Consider the following 21083-nt stretch of genomic DNA (forward strand, 5'->3'; position numbering starts at 1 on the left):
CCCATGTTGAAAAAAATCGCCCTCGCCGCTGGTACTGTGCTGTTTGCCGCCAACCTGATGGCTGCCACGCCGGCCAAAGCACCGCACGTGCTGCTGGACACCACCAACGGCCAGATCGAAATCGAACTGGATCCGGTCAAGGCGCCAATCAGTACCAAGAATTTTCTGGATTACGTCAACAGCGGCTTCTACACCAACACCATTTTCCACCGTGTGATCCCGGGCTTCATGGCTCAGGGCGGCGGTTTCACCCAGCAGATGCAACAGAAAGACACCAAGGCACCGATCAAGAACGAAGCCAGCAACGGCCTGCACAACGTTCGCGGCACCTTGTCGATGGCACGCACCTCCAACCCGGATTCGGCCACCAGCCAGTTCTTCATCAACGTGGCTGACAACGCGTTCCTTGATCCGGGCCGTGACGCCGGTTACGCGGTGTTCGCCAAAGTGGTCAAGGGCATGGACGTGGTCGACATCATCGTCAACTCGCAAACCACCACCAAAAGCGGCATGCAAAACGTGCCTGTCGACCCTGTGATCATCAAGTCGGCCAAAGTCATCGACTAAGCTGCACAGGGCGTATCGAGCGGCGTGAATTCAACCTCACGCCGCTCACACCGATAAAAGGAGAGCCCGTACTCCGGGCGGTTATCTGATGCTCTATCGCCGTTTCGAACAACTGATCGACATATTCCGTGACGCCCCGACGGCGTCTCCGCCGGACCGCGTTCTCCCCTTCTACACCTATTACCTCAAGCAGGTCTGGCCGAGTTTTGCCGCCCTGCTCGTCGTTGGCCTGTTTGCCGCGCTGATCGAAGTGGCGCTGTTCAGTTATCTGAGCCGCATCATCGACCTGGCCCAAGGCACACCCAACCCGAATTTCTTCAGCGACCACGCCCTCGAACTGACGTGGATGCTGGTGGTTGCCCTCGTGCTGCGACCGATCTTCTTCGGCCTGCATGACTTGCTGGTGCACCAGACGTTGAGTCCCGGCATGACCAGCATGATCCGCTGGCAGAACCACAGCTACGTGCTCAAGCAGAGCCTGAATTTCTTCCAGAACGACTTCGCCGGACGCATCGCCCAGCGCATCATGCAGACCGGCAACTCTCTGCGTGACTCGGCAGTGCAAGCGGTGGATGCGCTTTGGCACGTGGTGATCTATGCGATCAGCTCGCTGGTGTTGTTCGCCGAGGCCGACTGGCGCCTGATGATCCCGCTGTTGACGTGGATCGTCGCCTACATCGGTGCGCTGTATTACTTCGTACCGCGGGTGAAAGACCGTTCCGTGGAAGCCTCCGACGCGCGCTCGAAGCTGATGGGGCGCATCGTCGACGGTTACACCAATATCGCCACGCTGAAGCTGTTCGCCCATACCAACTTCGAACAGCATTACGCCAAGGAAGCCATCGAGGAACAGACCGTCAAAGCACAAATGGCCGGCCGCGTCGTCACCAGCATGGACGTGGTAATCACCGCCATGAACGGCTTGTTGATCGTCGGGACCACAGCGTTGGCTCTGTGGTTGTGGACGCAGTCGCTGATCACCGTCGGTGCGATCGCCTTGGCTACCGGCCTGGTGATTCGCATCGTCAACATGTCCGGCTGGATCATGTGGGTGGTCACCGGCATCTTCGAAAACATCGGCATGGTCCAGGACGGTCTGCGCACCATCTCGCAACCGGTCAGCGTCACCGATCACGAGCAGGCCAAACCGCTGGAAGTGGCTCGTGGCGAAGTGCGTTTCGAGCACGTGGATTTTCACTACGGCAAGAAGCGCGGCATCATTGGCGACCTCAATCTGAACATCAAACCGGGCGAGAAAATCGGCTTGATCGGGCCGTCCGGCGCGGGTAAATCGACGCTGGTCAACCTGTTGCTGCGCCTGTACGACGTCGAGGGCGGACGGATTATGATCGACGGCCAGAACATCGCCGAAGTCGGCCAGGAAAGCCTGCGTGCGCGCATCGGCATGATCACCCAGGACACCTCGCTACTGCACCGTTCGATCCGCGACAATTTGTTGTACGGCAAACCGGATGCGACCGACGCCGAGTTGTGGGATGCAGTGCACAAGGCGCGTGCCGATGAGTTCATTCCGCTGCTGTCTGACGCTGAGGGCCGCACAGGCTTTGATGCGCATGTCGGTGAGCGCGGGGTCAAGCTCTCCGGCGGCCAGCGCCAGCGCATCGCTATTGCACGCGTGCTGCTCAAGGACGCGCCGATCCTGATCATGGACGAAGCCACCTCGGCACTGGATTCGGAAGTCGAAGCGGCGATTCAGGAAAGCCTGGAAACCCTGATGCAGGGCAAAACCGTGATCGCCATTGCGCACCGGCTCTCGACCATTGCGCGGATGGATCGGCTGGTGGTGCTGGAGAACGGCAAGATTGCCGAGAGCGGTACCCATGCTGAACTGCTCGCCCATCGCGGGTTGTATGCGCGGTTGTGGGCGCATCAGACCGGGGGATTTGTCGGCATCGATTGATGCACTGGATTTCCCTGTGGGAGCGAGCTTGCTCGCGAAGGCGCCGTGTCAGTCGATAATTGCGTTGCTGATCCACCGCTTTCGCGAGCAAGCTCGCTCCCACAGTGGACATGCGACAACTCCAAAAACCGCCACAGCCCTTTAACCACGGGCGCTGGCGGTTTTTTTGTGGCTGCTGGAAATCCACCAAAACCCTGCTGTACTCAGCCAAGGTTCCGGAATGGAGCCTGTCGTAAGTCTGCAAGGACGCACAACTCGATGCAGTCTCGATAGCGAAGCTATCAAGGACGCTCTCATGTCTCTGTTCAAACGTTCAGTCACTGAGTTGTTGGGTACGTTCTGGTTGGTATTGGGTGGATGCGGCAGCGCGGTGATCGCCGCGTCTTCACCGCTGGGAATCGGCGTGCTGGGGGTGGCCCTGGCGTTTGGTCTGACGGTGCTGACCATGGCGTTTGCCATCGGCCACATCAGCGGCTGTCATCTCAACCCGGCCGTGTCGGTCGGTCTGTTCGTCGGCGGCCGGTTTCCGGCCAAAGAGCTACCCGCTTACATCATTGCCCAAGTACTCGGCGCGATTCTCGCGGCGGCGCTGATCGCCCACATCGCCAGCGGCAAGGAAGGTTTCGACATCGCCGCTGGCCTGGCGTCCAACGGTTATGGTGAGCATTCACCGGGCAAGTACTCAATGGCGGCGGGGTTTGTCACTGAGCTCGTGATGACCGCAATGTTTGTGATCATCATCCTCGGCGCCACCGATAAACGCGCACCGCCGGGACTGGCACCGATCGCCATCGGCCTGGGCCTGACGCTGATTCACCTGATCTCGATTCCGGTGACCAACACCTCGGTGAATCCAGCCCGCAGCACGGGGCCGGCGCTGATGGTCGGCGGCTGGGCGATTGCGCAGTTGTGGATGTTCTGGGTCGCGCCGTTGATGGGTGCGGTGGTCGGTGGCGGGATTTATCGATGGCTGGGCAAGGAAGACTAGACAAGGCATATACACATCAAATGTGGGAGCGAGCTTGCTCGCGAAGGCGGTGTGTCAGCTGATATCAATGTCACTGAAACACCGCTTTCGCGAGCAAGCTCGCTCCCACAAGGAGATCTATGTCTGGCGATAAGGCAAGGCTGTTTTAGCTTCTTCGGCATACGCCAGAATGCCGGCGCGCTCCTGTTGCAGGAAATCTTTTACCGCCGCTTTCAGCCCCGGATGCCGCAGGTAATGCCACGAATGGGTGATCACCGGTTCGAATCCGCGAATCAACTTGTGTTCGCCCTGAGCCCCGGCATCGAAACGCTGATAGCCCTGGGCAATTGCATACTCCATCCCCTGATAAAAACAGGTCTCGAAGTGCAGCCGATCGAACTCCGCCAGACATCCCCAGTAACGCCCATAGAAACTGTCGCCACCGACCAGACTGAAGGCCATTGCCACCGGCCGTGAGCCCTGTTTGGCCAGTACCACGCGGATCGCTTCGGGCATGCGCTCGGCCAGCAGACTGAAAAATTCCCGCGTCAGGTATGGCGTCTGACGCCGCACCGCATAGGTATTGGCGTAACAGGCGTAGACAAAATCCCACTGCGCCTCGTCCAGCTCACGCCCTTCCAGCCATTCAAACTCAAAGCCCTGCCCCGCCACTTGCTCGCGTTCCTTGCGCATCTGTTTGCGCTTGCGCGAACTGAGCGCGTCGAGGAAATCCTGAAAGTCGCGATAACCGCGATTCTGCCAGTGATATTGACAGCCAATGCGTTGCAGCCAGCCCGGCTGTTCGGCCATCGCCGCGTCGGTGAAAGCGTCGGTGAAATTGATGTGGGCGCTGGAAAGCCCTTCGATTTCCAGATAGCCGGGCAGACTCTTGAGCAGCTCAAAACCGTCTTCGACATTGGCCGCGAGCAAGCGTGGGCCGCTGACCGGACTGAACGGCACAGCGCTCAACAGCTTGGGGTAGTAATCGATGCCGGCGCGGGCACAAGCGTCGGCCCAGCCATGATCGAACACGTACTCGCCGTAGGAATGCCACTTGCGGTAACTGGGTAACGCGGCGATCAGACGGTCATCTTCGATGTGCAGCAAATGCTCCGGCTGCCAGCCACTGTGGGGGCCAACGCTGCCACTGTCTTCCAGCGCACTGAGGAAGGCATGGCGCAAAAATGGCTGGCTTTCAGGCACCAGTGCATCCCAGCTTGCCGAGGCGATTTGCGACAGGTTTTGCAGGCGTTGCAACGGCATCAACAAGCTCTCCACAACAGGACTTCAGCGCCCGGCGAGTATCGCCGATTGCGCGACATTGCACACCCGCAATCGGCCGACAGCGCTCTAGATCAATAGTTCAGGGCGAATCGATATCGTCATCATCCTGCCATCACTGTGCCACTGCTCTGTCATAAACCATCGCGATACTGGCGCCTGTTTTTAGAGCGCCGGGTTCTACCCGGACACTGTTTTCCGACCGTATGCGTCGGTTGTGCCCGGGATGGTTCAGCCATCCCTCTCATCTTCGGAGATTGCTATGCGTCTTGCTTCCACGAAAACTGCGGCGGCCCTGTGCGGTGGCTTGTTGCTGGCCATGAGTGTTCCGGCCAGTGCTGCAGTCGACGCCAAACTGCTCGACATGCTCAAGGCTAACGGTTCCATTTCCCAGGCGCAGTACATCGAACTGCAAACTGAACTGGCCAAGGATCAGAAGGCTCAGCAAATCGCGCAGCAGGCGCAGCAAGAGACCAACGAACAAGTCGCCGCCGTTGCGAAGAAAACCAACGAACAAAGCATCTTCGACCAGAAACTGGCCTGGGCGGCCAAGACCCAGTTCAAGGGCGACGTACGTATCCGTCAGGAAACCATCAAGATCGACGGCGAGCCGAACAACGGCGGCCGCGACAAGGATCGTCAGCGCATCCGTGCCCGTCTGGGTGCCTACACCGAGATCAACCCGCAAGTCGACACCGGCATCCGTATCGCCACCGGCGGCGGCGACGATGCCCGTTCGACCAACCAGGACCAGGACAACTACTTCGACAAGAAGCAGATCTGGCTTGACCTCGGCTACATCGACTACCACCCCGATCAGATCAAGAACCTGCACATCATCGGCGGCAAGATGCTTCAGCCGTGGGTCAGCATGGGCGACGTGATCTGGGATAGCGACATCAACCCGGAAGGTCTGGCCGTTACTTACAAATACCCTCTGGGCGGCAGCGCCGAACTGTTCGGCAGCCTGGGTAACTACAACCTCAAGGACAACGTCGACGGCGATGGCGTGCAATTCCGTCACGACTTGCGTCTGACCGCCGGCCAGTTGGGTAGCCGCTTCAACATCACCGACAACCTGAAAGTCACCTTGGGCGGCAGTGTCTACGCCTACCAGAACGACGAAGACAGCCGTTGCACCGGTACTTCCACGCCGTGCGCGCTGGCGGTCAACGGCAACTCGGCCAACAACGAATTCCGTCTGTATGAAGGGTTCAGCCAGGTCGACATCGGCGGTCTGCCGATGCCCCTGTCGTTCTACGGTCAGTACGTGAAGAACAACGATGCCGTGACCGATCAGGACACTGCATGGCTGTTGGGTGCCAAGTCGAAAGTCTTCGGCCTGAACCTCGATTACAACTATCGTGACGTGCAGCGCAACGCCGTGGTCGGCGCCTTCACCGACTCCGACTTCGCCAACGGCACCACCGGTTCCCGTGGCCACAAGTTCAAGGTCGGTTACGACATCGACAAGAACTTCGCCATCGGCGCTACGTACTTCCTGACCAAGGCCGATTTCGCCAGCCGTACTCAGCGTGATGCTGACGCCAACACCCTGCAGCTGGACGCGGAAGCCAAGTTCTAAAACGCTTCACCCTATAGCCCGGTGCGGGCGGGACGATCCCCATCATCCGTTCGTTTCACCCGCGCTGGGCTATTTCCTATGTAGGAGCTGCCGAAGGCTGCGATCTTTTGATCTTGTTTTCAAAGATCAAAAGATCGCAGCCTTCGGCAGCTCCTACAGGGGATTATCTTTTCGTCGTTGCTCGGCCAGACGCTCAGCCAGCGCATCCACCCCGTCCTCCGGTTTCTCCGGCATCGCCTTCAAGGTGGCTTGCATCAACCGCATCTGACGAATGAAACGCCGACAGTTCGGGCAAAACATCAGGTGATGACGCACCATCAGCTTTTCGCGAAAGCTCAATTGGCCATCGAGATAATCGCTGGAGCGCGCCACTTGTTCCTTGCAGGTCAGCATTCCCCGGTCTCCTCAAAATGCTCCACGGTCGCGAAGACCTTCAAACGTGCCCGATGCAGCAGCACGCGGACATTGGAGAGCGAGATCTCCAGAAGATTACAGATTTCCTCCAGCTCCAGCCCTTGGCGTTCGCGCAACAACAAAACGCTGCTTTGCAGTTCCGACAGGTTCAGCAGGGTGTGCTCCAGACATTCGCGCAATTCGCTCTCGGTCAACAGCGCTTCCGGTGTGTCCTGGTGCCAGGCGAACGGGGCGACCAGCCAATGGCCGTCACCGGGAGAAAAGCGGTCGTCATCAATGGTGCCGTGGGGCGATGGCAAATCATCCATCAACACTTCGCGGCGATTGTGTTTATAACGGCTTTTCGCTGAGTTGGCGGTGATGGTCAGAAGCCAGGTCTTGAGACTGGAGCGACCTTCGAAGCTGCCGATGTGACGTACCACTGACAGCCAGGCGTCCTGCACCACTTCTTCGACATGGCGCTGCCCGACAATCGCATACGCCACCGCGCGCATGGCGCTCTGATACGTCGTCACCAGTTCCTTGAAAGCCTGTTGCTCACCGGCCAGCAGGCGCGCAAGCAGTTGGGTGTCGTCAGCCGCCATCCATCAATCTCCTGTTCCCGATTCCGAAAATGACAGCGGCAGGTCTTCACCTGCCGCCATTTCCGAAAATTACAGCGTTTGAGCCGATTCGGATGTAGGAAAGGTCGGCGCAATTAAGGGGAAATTAAACCCTTTTCAACGCTTGCGCAGAATCACGCTGCCGATCGAATAGCCAGCACCGAACGAACTCAACACCGCCAGCGAACCGGCAGCCAGATCGTCCTGATATTTGTGGAAAGCAATCACCGAACCTGCGGAGCTGGTGTTGGCGTAGGTGTCGAGAATCACCGGCGCTTCTTCTTCGGTAGCCTCGCGGCCGAGCAGTTTGCGCACTATCAGGTGGTTCATGCTCAGATTGGCCTGGTGCAACCAGAAGCGTTTCACGTCGCCGACGTTGAGCTGGTTCTCTTGCAGATGCTCGCCGATCAGCTCGGCAACCATCGGGCAGACATCCTTGAAAACCTTGCGGCCTTCCTGCACGAACAGCTTGTCGCGGGTACCGATACCCTCTTCCGCTGCGCGGTTGAGGAAGCCGAAGTTATTGCGGATGTTGTTGGAGAACTTGGTCAGCAGTTTGGTGCTGACTACATCGAACTGGTGCTTGGACGTTGCGGTGTCAGCGCGCTCGATGATCACCGCAGTTGCGGCATCGCCGAAGATGAAGTGGCTGTCGCGGTCACGGAAGTTCAGGTGACCGGTGCAGACTTCCGGGTTGACCATCAGGATCGCCCGGGCCTGGCCCAGCTGCACGCTGTTGGCTGCGGCTTGAATACCGAAAGTCGCCGAGGAACAGGCCACGTTCATGTCGAAACCGAAACCCTGAATGCCCAGAGCTTCCTGGACTTCGATGGCGATGGCCGGGTAGGCACGCTGCAGGTTGGAGCAGGCGACGATCACGCCGTCGATGTCAGCGGCGGTTTTGCCAGCGCGTTGCAGGGCCTGTTCGGCGGCGCCGATGGCCATCTGGCAGAGCACCGACCATTCGTCGTTGGAACGCTCTGGCAGGCGCGGAGCCATGCGTTGTGGATCGAGGATGCCGTCCTTGTCCATGACAAAGCGGCTCTTGATGCCGGAAGCCTTTTCGATAAACGCGGCGCTGGATTCGGTCAGGGCCTGGACTTCGCCGCTGGCGATCGCGTCGGCGTTGTCGGCGTTGAACTGGGCGACGTAGGTATTGAAAGACTGCACCAGCTCTTCGTTGGAGATGCTGTTGGCCGGGGTGTACAGGCCGGTGCCGCTGATGACGACATTATGCATGGTCGTTTCTCTAATCTGTTCAGGCAGAAAGTGCTGGAACCGTCGTACCAACACACAAAGGGTCTATTCCCGTCCCGGGGACGCAAACCTGGCATCGCTTTATTCCGTCTCGCACCACGGCCGAAGGCTCTGGGTCGCGAAACCGGCGTTTATGGTCGCGAAGTTTGCCATAAACGTGGACTTTTGGCGCCTTTCTCAAGCACAACCCAAATCCCAATGTGGGAGCGAGCCTGCTCGCGATTGCGTCGTATCAGTCGCTATTGAGTTGACTGACACTCTGCTTTCGCGAGCAAGCTCGCTCCCACAGGGGATAGCGCATGGCTCAAGGTCAGGGTTCGACCTGGGTCCACTGTTTGTTCAGACGTTTATCGGAGATCGGGACCTTGGTGCCCAACTGCTGGGCGAACAGCGACACCCGATATTCCTCGAGCCACCAGCGGTACAACTCAAGCTGCGGATCGCGTTTGCCTTCCTGCGCATGTTTCGCTGCGCGAGTCTGGTATTGCGCCCAGAGACCGGCGAGTTCGCCGCTCCAGACGCGATCCTTCTGCACTTGCGCGCCGAGTTTCTCGAAACGCTGCTCGATGGCTTTCAGGTAACGCGGCAGTTCCTTGAGCCACTGCATCGGCGTCTCGCGGACAAAACCCGGGTAAACCAGATTGTTGATCTGCTGCTTGATGTCATTCAGCGCCACAGCCTGGGCCAGATCAATCTTGCCCTTGAAGCGCTTTTGCAGACCGTGCCAGACCTTGAGGATCTCCAGCGTCAGCCGCGCCACCCGTTCGGCATGCTCAGTCCAGCTGCCACGTTTGCGCTCGGCCAGTGCCGCCAACCCGGCGCCATCACGCGGCAGCGGGTCTTCACCCTCAAGAATGCAGCTGTCGAGGCTGGCCAGCAGAATGTCTTCGACCAGCGCATCGACCCGGCCCAGCTCGCGATAAAGCAAGCCCAATTCAGTCTGCCCCGGCAACTTGCCGCGCAGGAATTTGGCCGGCTCGGCCAGTTGCTGCATCAACAACCGCTGCAAGGCGCGACGATGCTGGAATTCAGCCTCGGCCGGGGTCGAGAAACGCCCTTCCTTGACCGTACCGCCTTCTTCGACCAACGCTGGATACACCGTCATCGACAGCCCGGCGATCTTCTGTTGAGTCTTTTCCGCCACCGGCGCAAAGACTTTCGCCTCGACCGGCTGCTGGCTTTTCGCAGTTTGCGGCACGGCCAACGCGGCCTGGCTGGCTTCGGCAAACCGCGCGGTCAGCTCGGCCAGATCGCGCCCCTCACCGAGGAACTTGCCCTGGCCGTCGACGATTTCCAGGTTCATCCGCAGATGCCCTTCAACCCCTTGCTCAGCCTCCGCCCACGCCTCATCGCTAACCCGCGCGCCGGTCATGCGCAACAGCTCACGGCCCAGTGCTTGCGGCAATGATCCTTCAGCAAAGGTCATGCGTTGCAAGGCAGCCTTGATGAAGTCCGGCACCGGCACAAAATTCTTGCGCAGCGCTTTCGGCAGGTTGCGCACAAGGGCGATGCACTTGGCCTCGATCAGGCCCGGCACCAGCCATTCCAGACGCTCCGGCGGCAACATCGGCAGCAGCGGCGCCGGCACGCGCAGGGTCACGCCGTCGCGCGGGTGATTGGGCTCGAAGTGATAGGTCAGCGCCAGCTCCAGATCGCCGATGTGCAACGTGTCCGGATAATCGCGCGCAGTGACTTCACTGGCCTCGCGGGCCAACACGTCTTCCTCGCGCATGATCAACAGCTGCGGGTTCTTCTGGCTGTTGATGCGATACCAACTGTCGAAGGTTGCGGTCTGGTGAATCTCCGCCGGCAGCCGCGCATCGTAGAACGCGTACAAGGTTTCTTCGTCGGCGAGAATGTCGCGGCGACGAGCCTTGGCTTCCAGTTCGTCGAGCTGTTCCAGCAGTTGCTGGTTGGCCGTCAGGCACTTGGCTCTGGATTGAATCTCGCCACGCACCAGACCTTCGCGAATAAACAGCTCTCGGGAAACCACCGGATCCACCGGGCCGTAATGCACCGGGCGGCGGCCGACCACGATCAGCCCGAACAGGGTGATCTGTTCAAACGCCACGACTTGGCCGCGCTTCTTCTCCCAGTGCGGTTCGAAGTGATTTTTCTTGATCAGGTGCCCGGCCAGCGGCTCGATCCAGTCGGCGTCGATCTTGGCGACCATGCGCGCGTAGAGCTTGGTGGTTTCCACCAGTTCGGCGGTCATCAGCCATTGCGGACGCTTCTTGCCGATGCCCGACGACGGATGAATCCAGAAACGCCGCTGACGCGCGCCGAGGTAATCGCCGTCCTCGGTTTTCTGACCGATCTGGCTAAGCAAACCGACCAGCACCGCTTTGTGCAGTTTCGGATAATCCGCAGGCTCTTTATTCAGGCTCAACTGCATGTCGCGGCAGATCAGGCTCAACTGGCGATGGGAATCGCGCCACTCGCGCAGACGCAAATAGTTGAGGAAATTCTTCCGGCACCAGTTGCGCAACGGGCTGGCCGTCAATGCTTGGCGCTGCTCTTCAAAACCCCGCCACAGATTAACCAACCCGGCGAAGTCGGAATCAACGTCTTTCCATTGTGCATGCGCCTGATCGGCAGCTTGCTGACGCTCCGGCGGACGCTCGCGCGGGTCCTGAATCGACATTGCACTGGCGACGATCAGCACTTCCTGCAAACTGCCGAGCTTGGCTGCTTCAAGCAGCATACGGCCCATGCGCGGGTCGACCGGCAAGCGCGCCAATTGCCGACCGAGCGGGGTCAACTGACTGTTGCGATCCACCGCCGAGAGCTCTTGCAGCAGGTTGAAACCGTCGCTGATCGCCTTGCCATCCGGTGGCTCGATAAACGGGAACGCGGTGATCTCGCCGAGACGCAGATGCAGCATCTGCAAAATAACCGCGGCGAGGTTGGTGCGCAGAATCTCCGGATCGGTAAATTCCGGGCGACCGAGGAAATCTTCTTCGCTGTACAAGCGAATGCAGATGCCCGGCTCGACCCGGCCGCAGCGACCTTTACGCTGATTGGCGCTGGCCTGGGAAATCGCTTCGATCGGCAGGCGCTGCACCTTGGCGCGATAGCTGTAGCGGCTGATGCGCGCGGTGCCGCTATCAATCACATAACGGATGCCCGGCACGGTCAGCGAGGTCTCGGCGACGTTGGTCGCCAGCACCACGCGACGGCCCGGGTGCGACTGGAAAATCCGCTGCTGCTCGGCCGGCGACAGGCGCGCGTACAACGGCAGGATTTCAGTGTGTTTGATTTGCGCCTTGCGCAACATGTCGGCGGCGTCGCGAATCTCGCGCTCGCCGGGCAGAAACACCAGCACATCGCCAGGACTGCGGCGTTCGCTGCGTTCATAAGCAGCGATTTCGTCGAGGGTCGCGAGGATCGCCTGATCCACCGTCAGGTCGTCTTCAACGCGGTTGCCCTCTTCGTCCTGCTCCAGCGTCAGCGGGCGATACCAGGTGTCCACCGGGAAGGTACGACCGGAGACTTCAACAATCGGCGCGTCATCGAAGTGCTTGGAGAAACGCTCCAGATCGATGGTCGCCGAGGTGATGATGACTTTCAGATCCGGGCGACGCGGCAGCAGGGTTTTCAGGTAACCGAGCAGGAAGTCGATATTGAGACTGCGTTCGTGGGCTTCGTCGACGATGATCGTGTCGTAGCGTTCGAGGTAGCGATCGTTCTGGGTTTCCGCGAGCAGGATGCCGTCGGTCATCAGTTTGATCAGGGTGTTGGAATCGCTTTGATCCTCGAAACGCACCTGATAGCCGACCAGCGAACCGAGTGGCGTGCCGAGCTCTTCGGCGACCCGGCTGGCGACGCTGCGTGCAGCGATTCGACGCGGTTGGGTGTGGCCGATCAGACCATGCTGGCCGCGACCGATTTCCAGACAGATTTTCGGCAACTGGGTGGTTTTACCCGAGCCGGTTTCGCCGGCGATGATCAGCACCTGATGCTGCTCCAGCGCCTTCTTGATTTCGTCGCGCTTGGCGGCAATCGGCAAACTGTCGTCGTAACGAATCACCGGCAGGCTCGCCTTGCGCGCCAGCACCTGATCACAGGACGCCTGCATGCGCGTCACCCACTGGGCCAGCTTGGCCTCGTCGGGTTTCTTGCGCAGCTCAAGCAACTGCCGCCGCAGCCGGTGACGGTCGGCAAGCATGGCGTGATCGAGGTTTTTCAGCAGTTTGTCGATGGAGGGCGATTCGTCGGTCATCGGGTAGGCAATTCGGTCGTCTGTATGTGCAGGGGGCGGATTGTCGCAGATTTGGCGGATTTGTGGCGTGTCAGGGGGATTGCTGCCCTCACCCTAGCCCTCTCCCCGAGGGAGAGGGGACCGATTGGGGGATGCTTCAAAGGTACATCGACCTGAAAGAGCTTTGCCGAATCCATAATCGCCAACATCTTTCAGGTCGGCGTTTGACCCAAGACACCTCGGTCGGCCCCCTCTCCCTCTGGGAGAGGGCTGGGGTGAGGGTTTCTGGCTTATTCGTTATCCAAGCCTTTGCGGCGATACGGAAAGACATCAATGACTTTCCCCGCCCGAATCGCCTCCTGCAAACTCTTCCAGTAATCAGCGTTATACAACTCGCCGTGCAACTGATCGAACAACTTGCGCTGCCCGGAATCGGCAAACAGAAACGGCGGAAACTCCTCGGGAAACACATCCAGCGGCCCGATCGAATACCACGGTTCAGAGGCCATTTCGTCCTCCGGCGTACGCGGCGCCGGAATGTGGCGAAAGTTGGCTTCGGTCAGAAAACAAATTTCGTCATAGTCATAAAACACCACCCGCCCATGCCGGGTGACGCCAAAGTTCTTCAACAGCATGTCGCCGGGAAAGATGTTCGCCGCCGCCAATTGCTTGATCGCCAGGCCGTAATCCTCCAGCGCCTCACGCACCTGCGCATCGTTGGCGTTTTCCAGATAGAGGTTGAGCGGGGTCATTCGCCGCTCGGTCCAGCAGTGGCGGATCAACACGGTGTCGCCGTCGACTGAAACCGTCGACGGCGCCACTTCCAACAATTCCTCCAGACACGCCGGATCAAACTTGCTCAGCGGAAAACGGAAATCGGCGAACTCCTGGGTATCGGCCATGCGCCCTACCCGGTCGACACTTTTCACCAATCGGTACTTCTCGATCACTGTGGCGCGGTCGACGTTTTTCGACGGCGAAAAACGGTCCTTGATGATTTTGAACACGGTGTTGAAACCCGGCAGGGTAAACACGCTCATGACCATGCCGCGCACGCCCGGCGCCATGATGAACTGGTCATCGGTGTTGGCCAGATGATTGATCAGTGCGCGGTAGAACTCGGACTTGCCGTGTTTATAGAAGCCGATCGAGGTGTACAGCTCGGCGATGTGTTTGCCCGGCAGAATGCGCCGCAGAAAACCGATAAATTCCGCCGGCACCGGCACGTCGACCATGAAATACGAACGGGTGAAGGAGAAGATGATCGACACATCGGCTTCGTCGGTGATCAACGCATCGATCTGAATCCCGCGCCCTTCGCGGTGCAACAGCGGGATCACCAGCGGCCACTGCTCGTCGCGGGTGTAGATGCGTCCGACCAGATACGCACCCTTGTTGCGGTAGAGCACCGAGGAAAACAACTCGACGCTGAGCTCAGGATCCTTGCACACCCAGTCCGGCAGGTTCTCGCGCAGTTGCGCTTCGAGGCGAAGCAAATCGCCGGGCAGATCGGCGTAATCCTCGCTGAAACGATAGTCGGCAAAAATGCTCGCGAGCATCCCCGACAACTGCCCTTGCGGTTTGTAGGTACGGGTTTGCGCGGCGCGGGCACGGCGCAGGCTCGGGCGCGTGGTGTGAATGAACATGCAACCGTCGCTGATCAGGTCGTGGCTGAACAGCCCGCAGAAAATCGAGTTGTACCAGGTCTCGGACAGCTCATCGTCGAAGCGCAGGTCGATGACGCTGATGTAGGCGCTTTTCACCAACGGCCAGCAGCTGACATTCATCAGCGTGTCGTCGTCGAAATACTCGCGCAGACGGGCGATGGTTTCGCCGACCTTGTCTTCGTAGAGGTTGATCCGCGCTGCCGACGCCGTTTGCGTCTCCTGCCAGCGCGCCTGTTCGAAGCGTTCCCGGGCGCCGTCGGTGATCCGCCGGAAATGCTCGCGGTAATCGTCAAAGCCATCGAGGATCATCCGGGCGATGTCGGTGGCTGGCCATTGCTGCGGCATAGATAAGACCTCGGCGTGCGTGGGGAAATCTGTGCCTGAGCTTAGCTACGGAAGCGGCCGCAGGTGAAGTGCAATTTCTGCCAAATCTGCGCCGGGGTTGTACGCGAACCGCGTTTTTGCAAAGTTTTTTTAATCAACCGTTCGGTCAGTTAACGCCTGAGCGGTTCTTCTTGCCGCCCTGCGCCAGCCCGCGAATTCTCTGGGTTTCGGATCCAATAGCGAATACACGTGTCTAGCCCGTGGCTTTGCTGCAACTGCGCGGATCGTCAGCGACGACTCCAGATTGGTCTTACCAAAATAGTGGCACTTTGATATACAGCCCGCCAACACCCCCGCCTCATAACAAGATCCTCGCTGACGAGGACGACCTCCCCCTTAAAAGATCAAGGAGCACACTGATGTCTATCCGGAATCTGCGCATAGGTTTGCGCGCCAGTTTGAGCTTTGCCGTTTTAGCCAGTCTGCTGGTGGTGGTCGGCCTGTTTGGGCTGGGCCAGATGAAAACCCTGCGCGAAAGTGCCACGGTGATTGAAGAATCCTGGATGCCGAGCATCGAGAGCATCCATGACGCGGCGGCGAACATCGCCAGCATCCGTCTCGAGTCCTTGCGCTTGATCACCAGCACCCAGCCTGCCGTGCGCGACAGAAGCAAAGGCATCATCAAGGCTCAGCGCGAAGAATTGCTCAAGCGCCTTAACGATCACAAAACCCTGCTCACCAGCGAGGAAGAACGGGTGATGCTCGACGGTTTGAATGCCAACACCGCCAAGTACATGAGCATCCTCGAACAAATCATCGGCCAGATCGACGCCGGACAGAATGAACAGGCCTACACGCGTCTTAACAATGAATTGGCACCACAGGGAACGGTACTCGACAAGGCACTCGAGCAGATGATCTCGTTCAATCAGCAAGGCGCCGATGCCGCTGCTGATGCCGCCGCCGCGATGTACCAACGGGCACTGTGGATCGTCGCAATCATCATCGTGGTCGCCCTGATTGCCACGCTGCTGTTGGCCTGGCAACTGACACGCAGCATCACCACGCCGGTCAATCAGGCACTGGATGTGGCGCGGCGCATTGCTGCCGGCAATCTCAGTGGCGAAATCATCAGTAGCGGCAAAGATGAGGCATCGCAGTTGCTCGACGCCTTGGCCGAGATGCAGGGCAATCTGCGCTCGACCATTCGCGGTATCAGCGAATCGGCGCAGCAATTGGCGTCCGCGGCCGAGGAAATGAGTTCGGTGATGGAGCAAAGCACCCGCGGCCTGCAACAGCAGAACGATCAGATCGAACAAGCCGCTACAGCAGTCACCCAGATGAGCACGGCGGTGGACGAAGTCGCCGCCAACGCTGTGTCCAGCGCCGAAGCGTCCGCAGCCTCCAACGAAGACAGCAAGCACGGCCATGTACAGGTCAGCGAAACCATCAGCTCGATTCAGCAACTGGTCGATGCGGTACTCGGCGCATCGGAGCAAGCCGAGGGCCTGGCCACTCAGGCGCAGGACATCAGCAAAGTGCTGGAGGTGATTCGCGGGATTGCCGGGCAGACCAATCTGTTGGCGCTCAATGCGGCGATCGAAGCGGCACGCGCCGGTGAAGCCGGGCGCGGCTTTGCTGTGGTCGCCGATGAAGTGCGTTCGCTGGCCCAACGCACGCAAAATTCCACCGAAGAAATCGAGCTGATGATCAGCAGCATCCAGCAAGGCACCGGGGCAACAGTGGGTGCGTTGCAGAGCAGTGCCGAGCAGGCTGGCCAGACGTTGCGCCGAGCCAACAGCGCGGGCCAGGCACTGGAGAAAATCACCGCGTCGATTTCGCAGATCAACCAACGCAATCTGGTGATCGCCAGCGCGGCCGAGCAGCAGGCTTTGGTGGCGCGTGAGGTCGATCAGAATCTGGTGACCATCCGTGACCTCTCGACACAGACAGCCGCCGGGGCGACTCAGACTTCGGCGGCGAGCCAGGAGTTGTCGCGTCTGGCAGTCGATCTCAACGGTCTGGTGACACGCTTTGTGATCTGAGCAAAAAGTTGAATGCCCGAATAGCGGTTGCCATCGTCAGGGCGCTCGGCAACACTCTCGTCCCGATCAAGGAAGGAGACCCGCCGTGAGCCCTGTCGATATTTTCCGTATGTTGTCGCTGGCGGCCATCTGGGGCGCGAGTTTTCTGTTCATGCGCATTATTGCGCCGGTGATTGGCACGATCCCGACCGGGTTCTTTCGCGTGTCGATTGCAGCCGTTGGCCTGTTGGTAATCCTCGGGCTGATGCGCGTGCGCTGGGATTTCAAAGGCAAACTGAAAACCGTGATGCTGCTGGGCGTGATCAACTCGGGAATTCCGGCGACGCTGTATTCGGTCGCAGCCCAGGTGTTGCCGGCCGGCTATTCGGCGATTTTCAATGCCACTACGCCGCTGATGGGCGTGCTGATTGGCGGGTTGTTTTTCAGTGAAAAACTCACCGCAGCCAAGTTGGGTGGGGTGTTTCTCGGGCTATTCGGTGTTGGCGTGCTGACCCGTGCCGGCCCCGTGGCGTTCGACTTGCAGCTGTTGATGGGCGCCGTCGCCTGTCTGCTCGCAACCACTTGTTATGGTTTTGCCGGATTCCTCGCGCGGCGCTGGCTGGATCAGGCCGGCGGACTGGACAGCCGTTTGTCGGCGCTGGGCAGCATGCTCGGTGCGACGTTGTTCCTGTTGCCGTTGTTCGGGTACAGCGTAATCACTTCACCGCCTGTCAGTTGGGGCGGCTGGAATGTCTGGCTGTCGCTGCTGGGCCTGGGTCTGGGCTGCACAGCGTTCGCCTACATCATTTACTTCCGCCTGCTCAGTTCGATCGGTCCGGTGAAATCGATGACCGTGACCTTCATGATTCCGCCGTTCGGCGTGTTGTGGGGGGCGTTGTTGCTGGATGAGCCGCTGTCGATGGCGCATGTCTACGGCGGGGTGTTGATTGCGGCGGCGTTGTGGCTGGTGTTGAAGCCTGCTGTGGTGAAACCTTCGCAGGTGACAGCTCGCTAGACTTCTGGCGCTGCTGAAATGGCTATCGCGAGCAGGCTCACTCCTACAATTGGAATGCGTTCCCCTGTAGGAGTGAGCCAGCTTGCGATCGGCGGCCTAAAAGCCGCCACCTGACGATCTGTTAGCTGGTTTTACGGAATACAAACGCCAGACCGACAATGATCAACAGCATCCCCAGCACACTCAACGCTGCCAGGCGATTGCCGAAAATCAGATAGTCCATCACCGCCGTCACCGCCGGCACCAGATAGAACAAACTGGTGACATTCACCAGATTGCCCCGCGCGATCAGCCGATACAGCAACAGCGTCGCCAGCACCGAGACCACCAGCCCCATCCACAACACTGGCACGATGAAACCTGTGCTGTGTTCAAAATGAAATGGCTGGAACGGCACGAAAATCCCGCACAACAACAGCCCGGCCAGATACTGCACCGGCAGCGTACCGAGGGGATTGTCGGTGATGCGCTTCTGCATGATCGAACCCAGCGTCATGCTCGCCAGCGCCAGCAGACCAAACAGCATTCCCGCCCAGGACATCCCGGCCAGACCGATGCCCTGGTACACCACCATGATCAGCCCCACCAGGCCCAGCGCCAGACCGAACAAGCGGCTGGCCGAGCGCTGCCGCTCCATCAAGACCACGGTGAGAATCGGCTGCACGCCCATGATGGTCGCCATCACCCCCGGGGTGACTTTAGTGTTGAGCGCCAGCAGATAGAAAATCTGATAAGCCCCCAACAACACCACGCCGGTGGCGATCGCATAAAGCATTGGTTTGCCGCCCTTGGGCAACTTCAGTTTTAGCAGCGGCGCCAACAGCAGAAGCCCACACAGGGCGATCACAAAGCGAATCAACAGAAAGGCAAACGGCGAAGCGTGGGCCAGGCCCCATTTGGAGAAGATCGCCCCGCTGCTCCACAGCAGAACGAACAGGCTCGTGGACGCAGCCGCGAGCGCAGATTTTTTCGAAAGGACAAACATGAATACCACCTGTAGTCAGGCAAGAAGCCAACTCAGCCGAAGCTGAAATTCAGTAGGTTTTTCTGGCGGGCGCAGGGGTCAGCAGAAACTGCCGATCAGCCCGAAACGCCAACGCCCGGCGGCGATACGACTGCGCACACCGGCGTGCTACTGACAGGTGGTGGGTAATGACTGATCTGCTTGGGCTGCTGATCCGCGCACGGCACGACGCCAGCGTTGACCGCTGAATCGACTACCGCGTTGATGAGGGATGCAGGCATTTGGGCAAAGGGCCGGCAGGGACAGTTGGGCGCGAGGTGAATAGGCTGGATTGCAATTGCGACACCCAACCATCGAGGACAAGGAATGCACGGGATCACATGCCAAGGGAACGGACGTATTTGCGCTACCAGGTTTACAAATCACAGGCCAGGAAACAGGCTGGGGTTACTTTCGCAAAACTGCACAGAGACTTGTTGCTGCAAGGGATAGTGGATGTTGATCACTCCAGAGTTCGTTTCGAAGCAATCGATGCTCAAGCGCTGAGTGCCTATGAAGAATGGTTTGATCCTCATTTCTCTTGGCAAGATGTTGTCAGGTGGAAGGCCAAAGAACCACTTAGCTTCGATTTAGCAATCTGGTTTGATCAGGAGTTATGCGGACTTTGCTTTGCAAACCCTAATCAGAGCCGGTTGCGAGTGAAAATTGTGCGCCTGGAAGGAAAGCCCGATGACGATCACCCTCTCAAAAGCCGAGTAGCGACATTTGCTTTGACCGCCGTGACTCACTTCGCGCGAATCATCGGCAGTACACAAATTGAAATTCAGGAGCCTCTCCCAGGGGTGATTTCTCTTTACCGGCAGCTGGGTTTTGAATTCGATTCGGAGGGTAGGCTTGTGAAGCTAATTTGGTAAGACTAGTATCGGACAACTGCTCATTTAATGATCAACGCCGGAGGCACCATGAAGGCTGCCGTTGAAAAAAAGGCGCCAGGCGCCAGATCGATTAAAGCTGATAGAAAACGCTCTTCTGGAAAGTTGTCTGAACGGGAGTTGCACCGAATCAGAGAAGCATTGGTAAATCCAGCCGCAGAAGAGCCAGGAGGCGTCCTCGCTGGCGCCTCGTTCACCTTCTCTTCATAAAAAAACCGCTCACAAGGAGCGGTTTTTTATTACAACATCCAGCCTCAGCCAAACAGCCAATACCCCAACAACGTCAACACCACCACCGCCAGCACCGGCCGCATCACACGGTAGGCTTTCGGATGACGGCGTTTCCACTGTTTGACCACGCCACTGAACTTGTCACTGAAGTTCTTGCTCCAGGCGTAAGCCTGATTGATCCCGCCGACGCGTTCATCATCAAGGTTCTGCGGTGCGGTGGCACGGCCGAGCCAGGCGCTGATCGAGCGGTTGATGCGGGTCATGACGCGGTTGCTCAGCGGACGCTCGACGTCGCAGAACAGAATCACGCGAGTTTGGTCGGTTTCGTTCTTGACCCAGTGCACGTAGGTCTCGTCGAACATCACATCCTCACCGTCACGCCAGGCGTAGACCTGGCCGTCGACGAAAATCCGGCAATCGTCGGAGTTTGGCGTCGACAGGCCGAGGTGATAGCGCAGCGAGCCGGCAAAAGGATCGCGATGCGGGTTCAAGTGGCTGCCACCCGGCAACAGCGCGAACATCGCGCCTTTGACGTTGGGAATCGCGCTGACCAGAGCCACGGTTTTCGGGCACAGGGTTTCAGCCGACGGCAGCGGTTTGTCGTACCACTTGAGGTAGAAACGCTTCCAGCCCTTCTTGAAGAACGAGCCGAAACCGGCGTCGTTGTTCTTTTCCGCCGCGCGAATATAGCCTTCGTCGAACAGGTGCATGGCCTCGTCGCGAATGGTTTCCCAGTTGTCGCGCAGTACATCCAGTTCCGGGAATTTGCTGCGATCCAGATAAGGCTTGGACGGTACGCCGGAGAACAGGTACATCAAGGCGTTGTACGGGGCGAACAGCGCCGAGTGGTTGACGAACTGGCGCAGAACCGGCAAACGCGCCTTGCCGCGCAAATGCACATAGAGGATGCTGCCCACAAACAGCAGCAGCACCAATACCTTGGCGGCTAACGAAAAGGTCATCAACGACTCCTTGAATAAAGACAACGCTGCGCAATGCCTTTACCCGGCATGGCAGCCGGCCATGATAAACACTACCGGCTCCGGGCAAAACCCGCCTTACACAAGATTCAGTGTTAAGAATTGCGCAACAAAGCATTTATTAGCATAACGATCCTGAACCCTGGCTGAC

Annotated in this window: 16 protein-coding genes; 7 read left to right on the plus strand and 9 right to left on the minus strand. The window is 58.9% G+C overall.

Annotated elements, in window-relative coordinates; translation table 11 throughout:
* The first annotated feature begins 3 nt into the window (after window positions 1-3).
* From GTU76_RS17430 to aqpZ, 3 genes are all read left to right on the plus strand, one after another.
* On the plus strand, window positions 4-567 hold the full coding sequence (locus GTU76_RS17430; protein ID WP_016985958.1) for a peptidylprolyl isomerase A: 564 nt from the start codon (window positions 4-6) through the stop codon (window positions 565-567).
* Window positions 568-655: 88 nt separating this feature from the next.
* Window positions 656-2488 carry an ABC transporter ATP-binding protein gene (locus tag GTU76_RS17435; RefSeq protein WP_180699185.1) on the plus strand — a complete coding sequence of 611 codons (1833 nt, stop codon included), beginning with the start codon at window positions 656-658 and terminating at the stop codon, window positions 2486-2488.
* 295 nt (window positions 2489-2783) lie between these two features.
* The gene (gene aqpZ / locus GTU76_RS17440; protein WP_016985960.1) at window positions 2784-3476 is read left to right on the plus strand and encodes an aquaporin Z; all 693 of its coding nucleotides are present in this window, start codon (window positions 2784-2786) and stop codon (window positions 3474-3476) included.
* Window positions 3477-3593: 117 nt separating this feature from the next.
* On the opposite strand, the gene GTU76_RS17445 is transcribed toward aqpZ, so the two are convergent.
* Entirely contained in the window at window positions 3594-4718 is a 1125-nt protein-coding gene (locus tag GTU76_RS17445; protein WP_180699186.1) for a GNAT family N-acetyltransferase, read from the minus strand.
* 280 nt (window positions 4719-4998) lie between these two features.
* Here GTU76_RS17445 and GTU76_RS17450 point away from each other — a divergent pair, with 280 nt between their 5' ends.
* Window positions 4999-6321: a putative porin gene (locus GTU76_RS17450; RefSeq protein WP_180699187.1), complete on the plus strand. Its 1323-nt coding sequence runs from the start codon at window positions 4999-5001 to the stop codon at window positions 6319-6321.
* 153 nt (window positions 6322-6474) lie between these two features.
* Here the strand turns inward: GTU76_RS17450 and GTU76_RS17455 are convergent, their stop codons facing one another.
* The 5 genes from GTU76_RS17455 to aceK form a co-directional block, all read right to left on the minus strand.
* Window positions 6475-6714, minus strand: a complete 240-nt coding sequence (locus GTU76_RS17455) for an anti-sigma factor family protein (protein ID WP_175555068.1) — start codon at window positions 6712-6714, stop codon at window positions 6475-6477.
* On the minus strand, window positions 6708-7319 hold the full coding sequence (locus GTU76_RS17460) for an RNA polymerase sigma factor (RefSeq protein WP_016986789.1): 612 nt from the start codon (window positions 7317-7319) through the stop codon (window positions 6708-6710). Before GTU76_RS17460 ends, GTU76_RS17455 begins: the two co-directional genes overlap by 7 nt.
* A gap of 135 nt (window positions 7320-7454) precedes the next feature.
* A complete protein-coding gene (locus tag GTU76_RS17465; protein ID WP_016986790.1) occupies window positions 7455-8576 on the minus strand; it encodes a beta-ketoacyl-ACP synthase III in 1122 nt (373 codons plus the stop codon).
* Window positions 8577-8904: 328 nt separating this feature from the next.
* The gene (gene hrpA, locus GTU76_RS17470; protein ID WP_180699188.1) at window positions 8905-12816 is read right to left on the minus strand and encodes an ATP-dependent RNA helicase HrpA; all 3912 of its coding nucleotides are present in this window, start codon (window positions 12814-12816) and stop codon (window positions 8905-8907) included.
* 269 nt (window positions 12817-13085) lie between these two features.
* Window positions 13086-14807, minus strand: a complete 1722-nt coding sequence (gene aceK, locus GTU76_RS17475; RefSeq protein WP_180699189.1) for a bifunctional isocitrate dehydrogenase kinase/phosphatase — start codon at window positions 14805-14807, stop codon at window positions 13086-13088.
* A gap of 398 nt (window positions 14808-15205) precedes the next feature.
* Here aceK and GTU76_RS17480 point away from each other — a divergent pair, with 398 nt between their 5' ends.
* Window positions 15206-16831, plus strand: coding sequence for a methyl-accepting chemotaxis protein (locus GTU76_RS17480; protein WP_180699190.1), 1626 nt, complete (start codon window positions 15206-15208; stop codon window positions 16829-16831).
* A gap of 85 nt (window positions 16832-16916) precedes the next feature.
* Window positions 16917-17825: a DMT family transporter gene (locus GTU76_RS17485; protein ID WP_175555071.1), complete on the plus strand. Its 909-nt coding sequence runs from the start codon at window positions 16917-16919 to the stop codon at window positions 17823-17825.
* A 121-nt stretch (window positions 17826-17946) separates the two neighbouring features.
* Here GTU76_RS17485 and GTU76_RS17490 read toward each other — a convergent pair whose 3' ends face one another.
* Both GTU76_RS17490 and GTU76_RS17495 read right to left on the minus strand, forming a co-directional pair.
* The gene (locus GTU76_RS17490) at window positions 17947-18810 is read right to left on the minus strand and encodes a DMT family transporter (protein ID WP_180699191.1); all 864 of its coding nucleotides are present in this window, start codon (window positions 18808-18810) and stop codon (window positions 17947-17949) included.
* Window positions 18811-18905: 95 nt separating this feature from the next.
* A complete protein-coding gene (locus tag GTU76_RS17495; protein WP_171057299.1) occupies window positions 18906-19070 on the minus strand; it encodes a hypothetical protein in 165 nt (54 codons plus the stop codon).
* Window positions 19071-19169: 99 nt separating this feature from the next.
* Between GTU76_RS17495 and GTU76_RS17500 the strand changes: the two genes are divergently transcribed.
* Entirely contained in the window at window positions 19170-19703 is a 534-nt protein-coding gene (locus tag GTU76_RS17500) for a hypothetical protein (protein WP_180699192.1), read from the plus strand.
* Window positions 19704-19975: 272 nt separating this feature from the next.
* Here the strand turns inward: GTU76_RS17500 and GTU76_RS17505 are convergent, their stop codons facing one another.
* On the minus strand, window positions 19976-20914 hold the full coding sequence (locus GTU76_RS17505) for an aspartyl/asparaginyl beta-hydroxylase domain-containing protein (protein WP_180699193.1): 939 nt from the start codon (window positions 20912-20914) through the stop codon (window positions 19976-19978).
* Window positions 20915-21083: the final 169 nt, after the last annotated feature.

It is taken from the genome of Pseudomonas crudilactis, from assembly GCF_013433315.1.
GTDB lineage: Bacteria > Pseudomonadota > Gammaproteobacteria > Pseudomonadales > Pseudomonadaceae > Aquipseudomonas > Aquipseudomonas crudilactis.

Excerpts from the sequence above, each read along its gene's own strand:
- GTU76_RS17430 (WP_016985958.1), top strand. The coding sequence starts at position 4 with ATGTTGAAAAAAATCGCCCTCGCCGCTGGTACTGTGCTGTTTGCCGCC.
- GTU76_RS17435 (WP_180699185.1), top strand. The coding sequence starts at position 656 with ATGCTCTATCGCCGTTTCGAACAACTGATCGACATATTCCGTGACGCC.
- aqpZ (WP_016985960.1), top strand. The coding sequence starts at position 2,784 with ATGTCTCTGTTCAAACGTTCAGTCACTGAGTTGTTGGGTACGTTCTGG.
- GTU76_RS17445 (WP_180699186.1), bottom strand. The coding sequence starts at position 4,718 with ATGCCGTTGCAACGCCTGCAAAACCTGTCGCAAATCGCCTCGGCAAGC.
- GTU76_RS17450 (WP_180699187.1), top strand. The coding sequence starts at position 4,999 with ATGCGTCTTGCTTCCACGAAAACTGCGGCGGCCCTGTGCGGTGGCTTG.
- GTU76_RS17455 (WP_175555068.1), bottom strand. The coding sequence starts at position 6,714 with ATGCTGACCTGCAAGGAACAAGTGGCGCGCTCCAGCGATTATCTCGAT.
- GTU76_RS17460 (WP_016986789.1), bottom strand. The coding sequence starts at position 7,319 with ATGGCGGCTGACGACACCCAACTGCTTGCGCGCCTGCTGGCCGGTGAG.
- GTU76_RS17465 (WP_016986790.1), bottom strand. The coding sequence starts at position 8,576 with ATGCATAATGTCGTCATCAGCGGCACCGGCCTGTACACCCCGGCCAAC.
- hrpA (WP_180699188.1), bottom strand. The coding sequence starts at position 12,816 with ATGACCGACGAATCGCCCTCCATCGACAAACTGCTGAAAAACCTCGAT.
- aceK (WP_180699189.1), bottom strand. The coding sequence starts at position 14,807 with ATGCCGCAGCAATGGCCAGCCACCGACATCGCCCGGATGATCCTCGAT.
- GTU76_RS17480 (WP_180699190.1), top strand. The coding sequence starts at position 15,206 with ATGTCTATCCGGAATCTGCGCATAGGTTTGCGCGCCAGTTTGAGCTTT.
- GTU76_RS17490 (WP_180699191.1), bottom strand. The coding sequence starts at position 18,810 with ATGTTTGTCCTTTCGAAAAAATCTGCGCTCGCGGCTGCGTCCACGAGC.
- GTU76_RS17495 (WP_171057299.1), bottom strand. The coding sequence starts at position 19,070 with ATGCCTGCATCCCTCATCAACGCGGTAGTCGATTCAGCGGTCAACGCT.
- GTU76_RS17500 (WP_180699192.1), top strand. The coding sequence starts at position 19,170 with ATGCCAAGGGAACGGACGTATTTGCGCTACCAGGTTTACAAATCACAG.
- GTU76_RS17505 (WP_180699193.1), bottom strand. The coding sequence starts at position 20,914 with ATGACCTTTTCGTTAGCCGCCAAGGTATTGGTGCTGCTGCTGTTTGTG.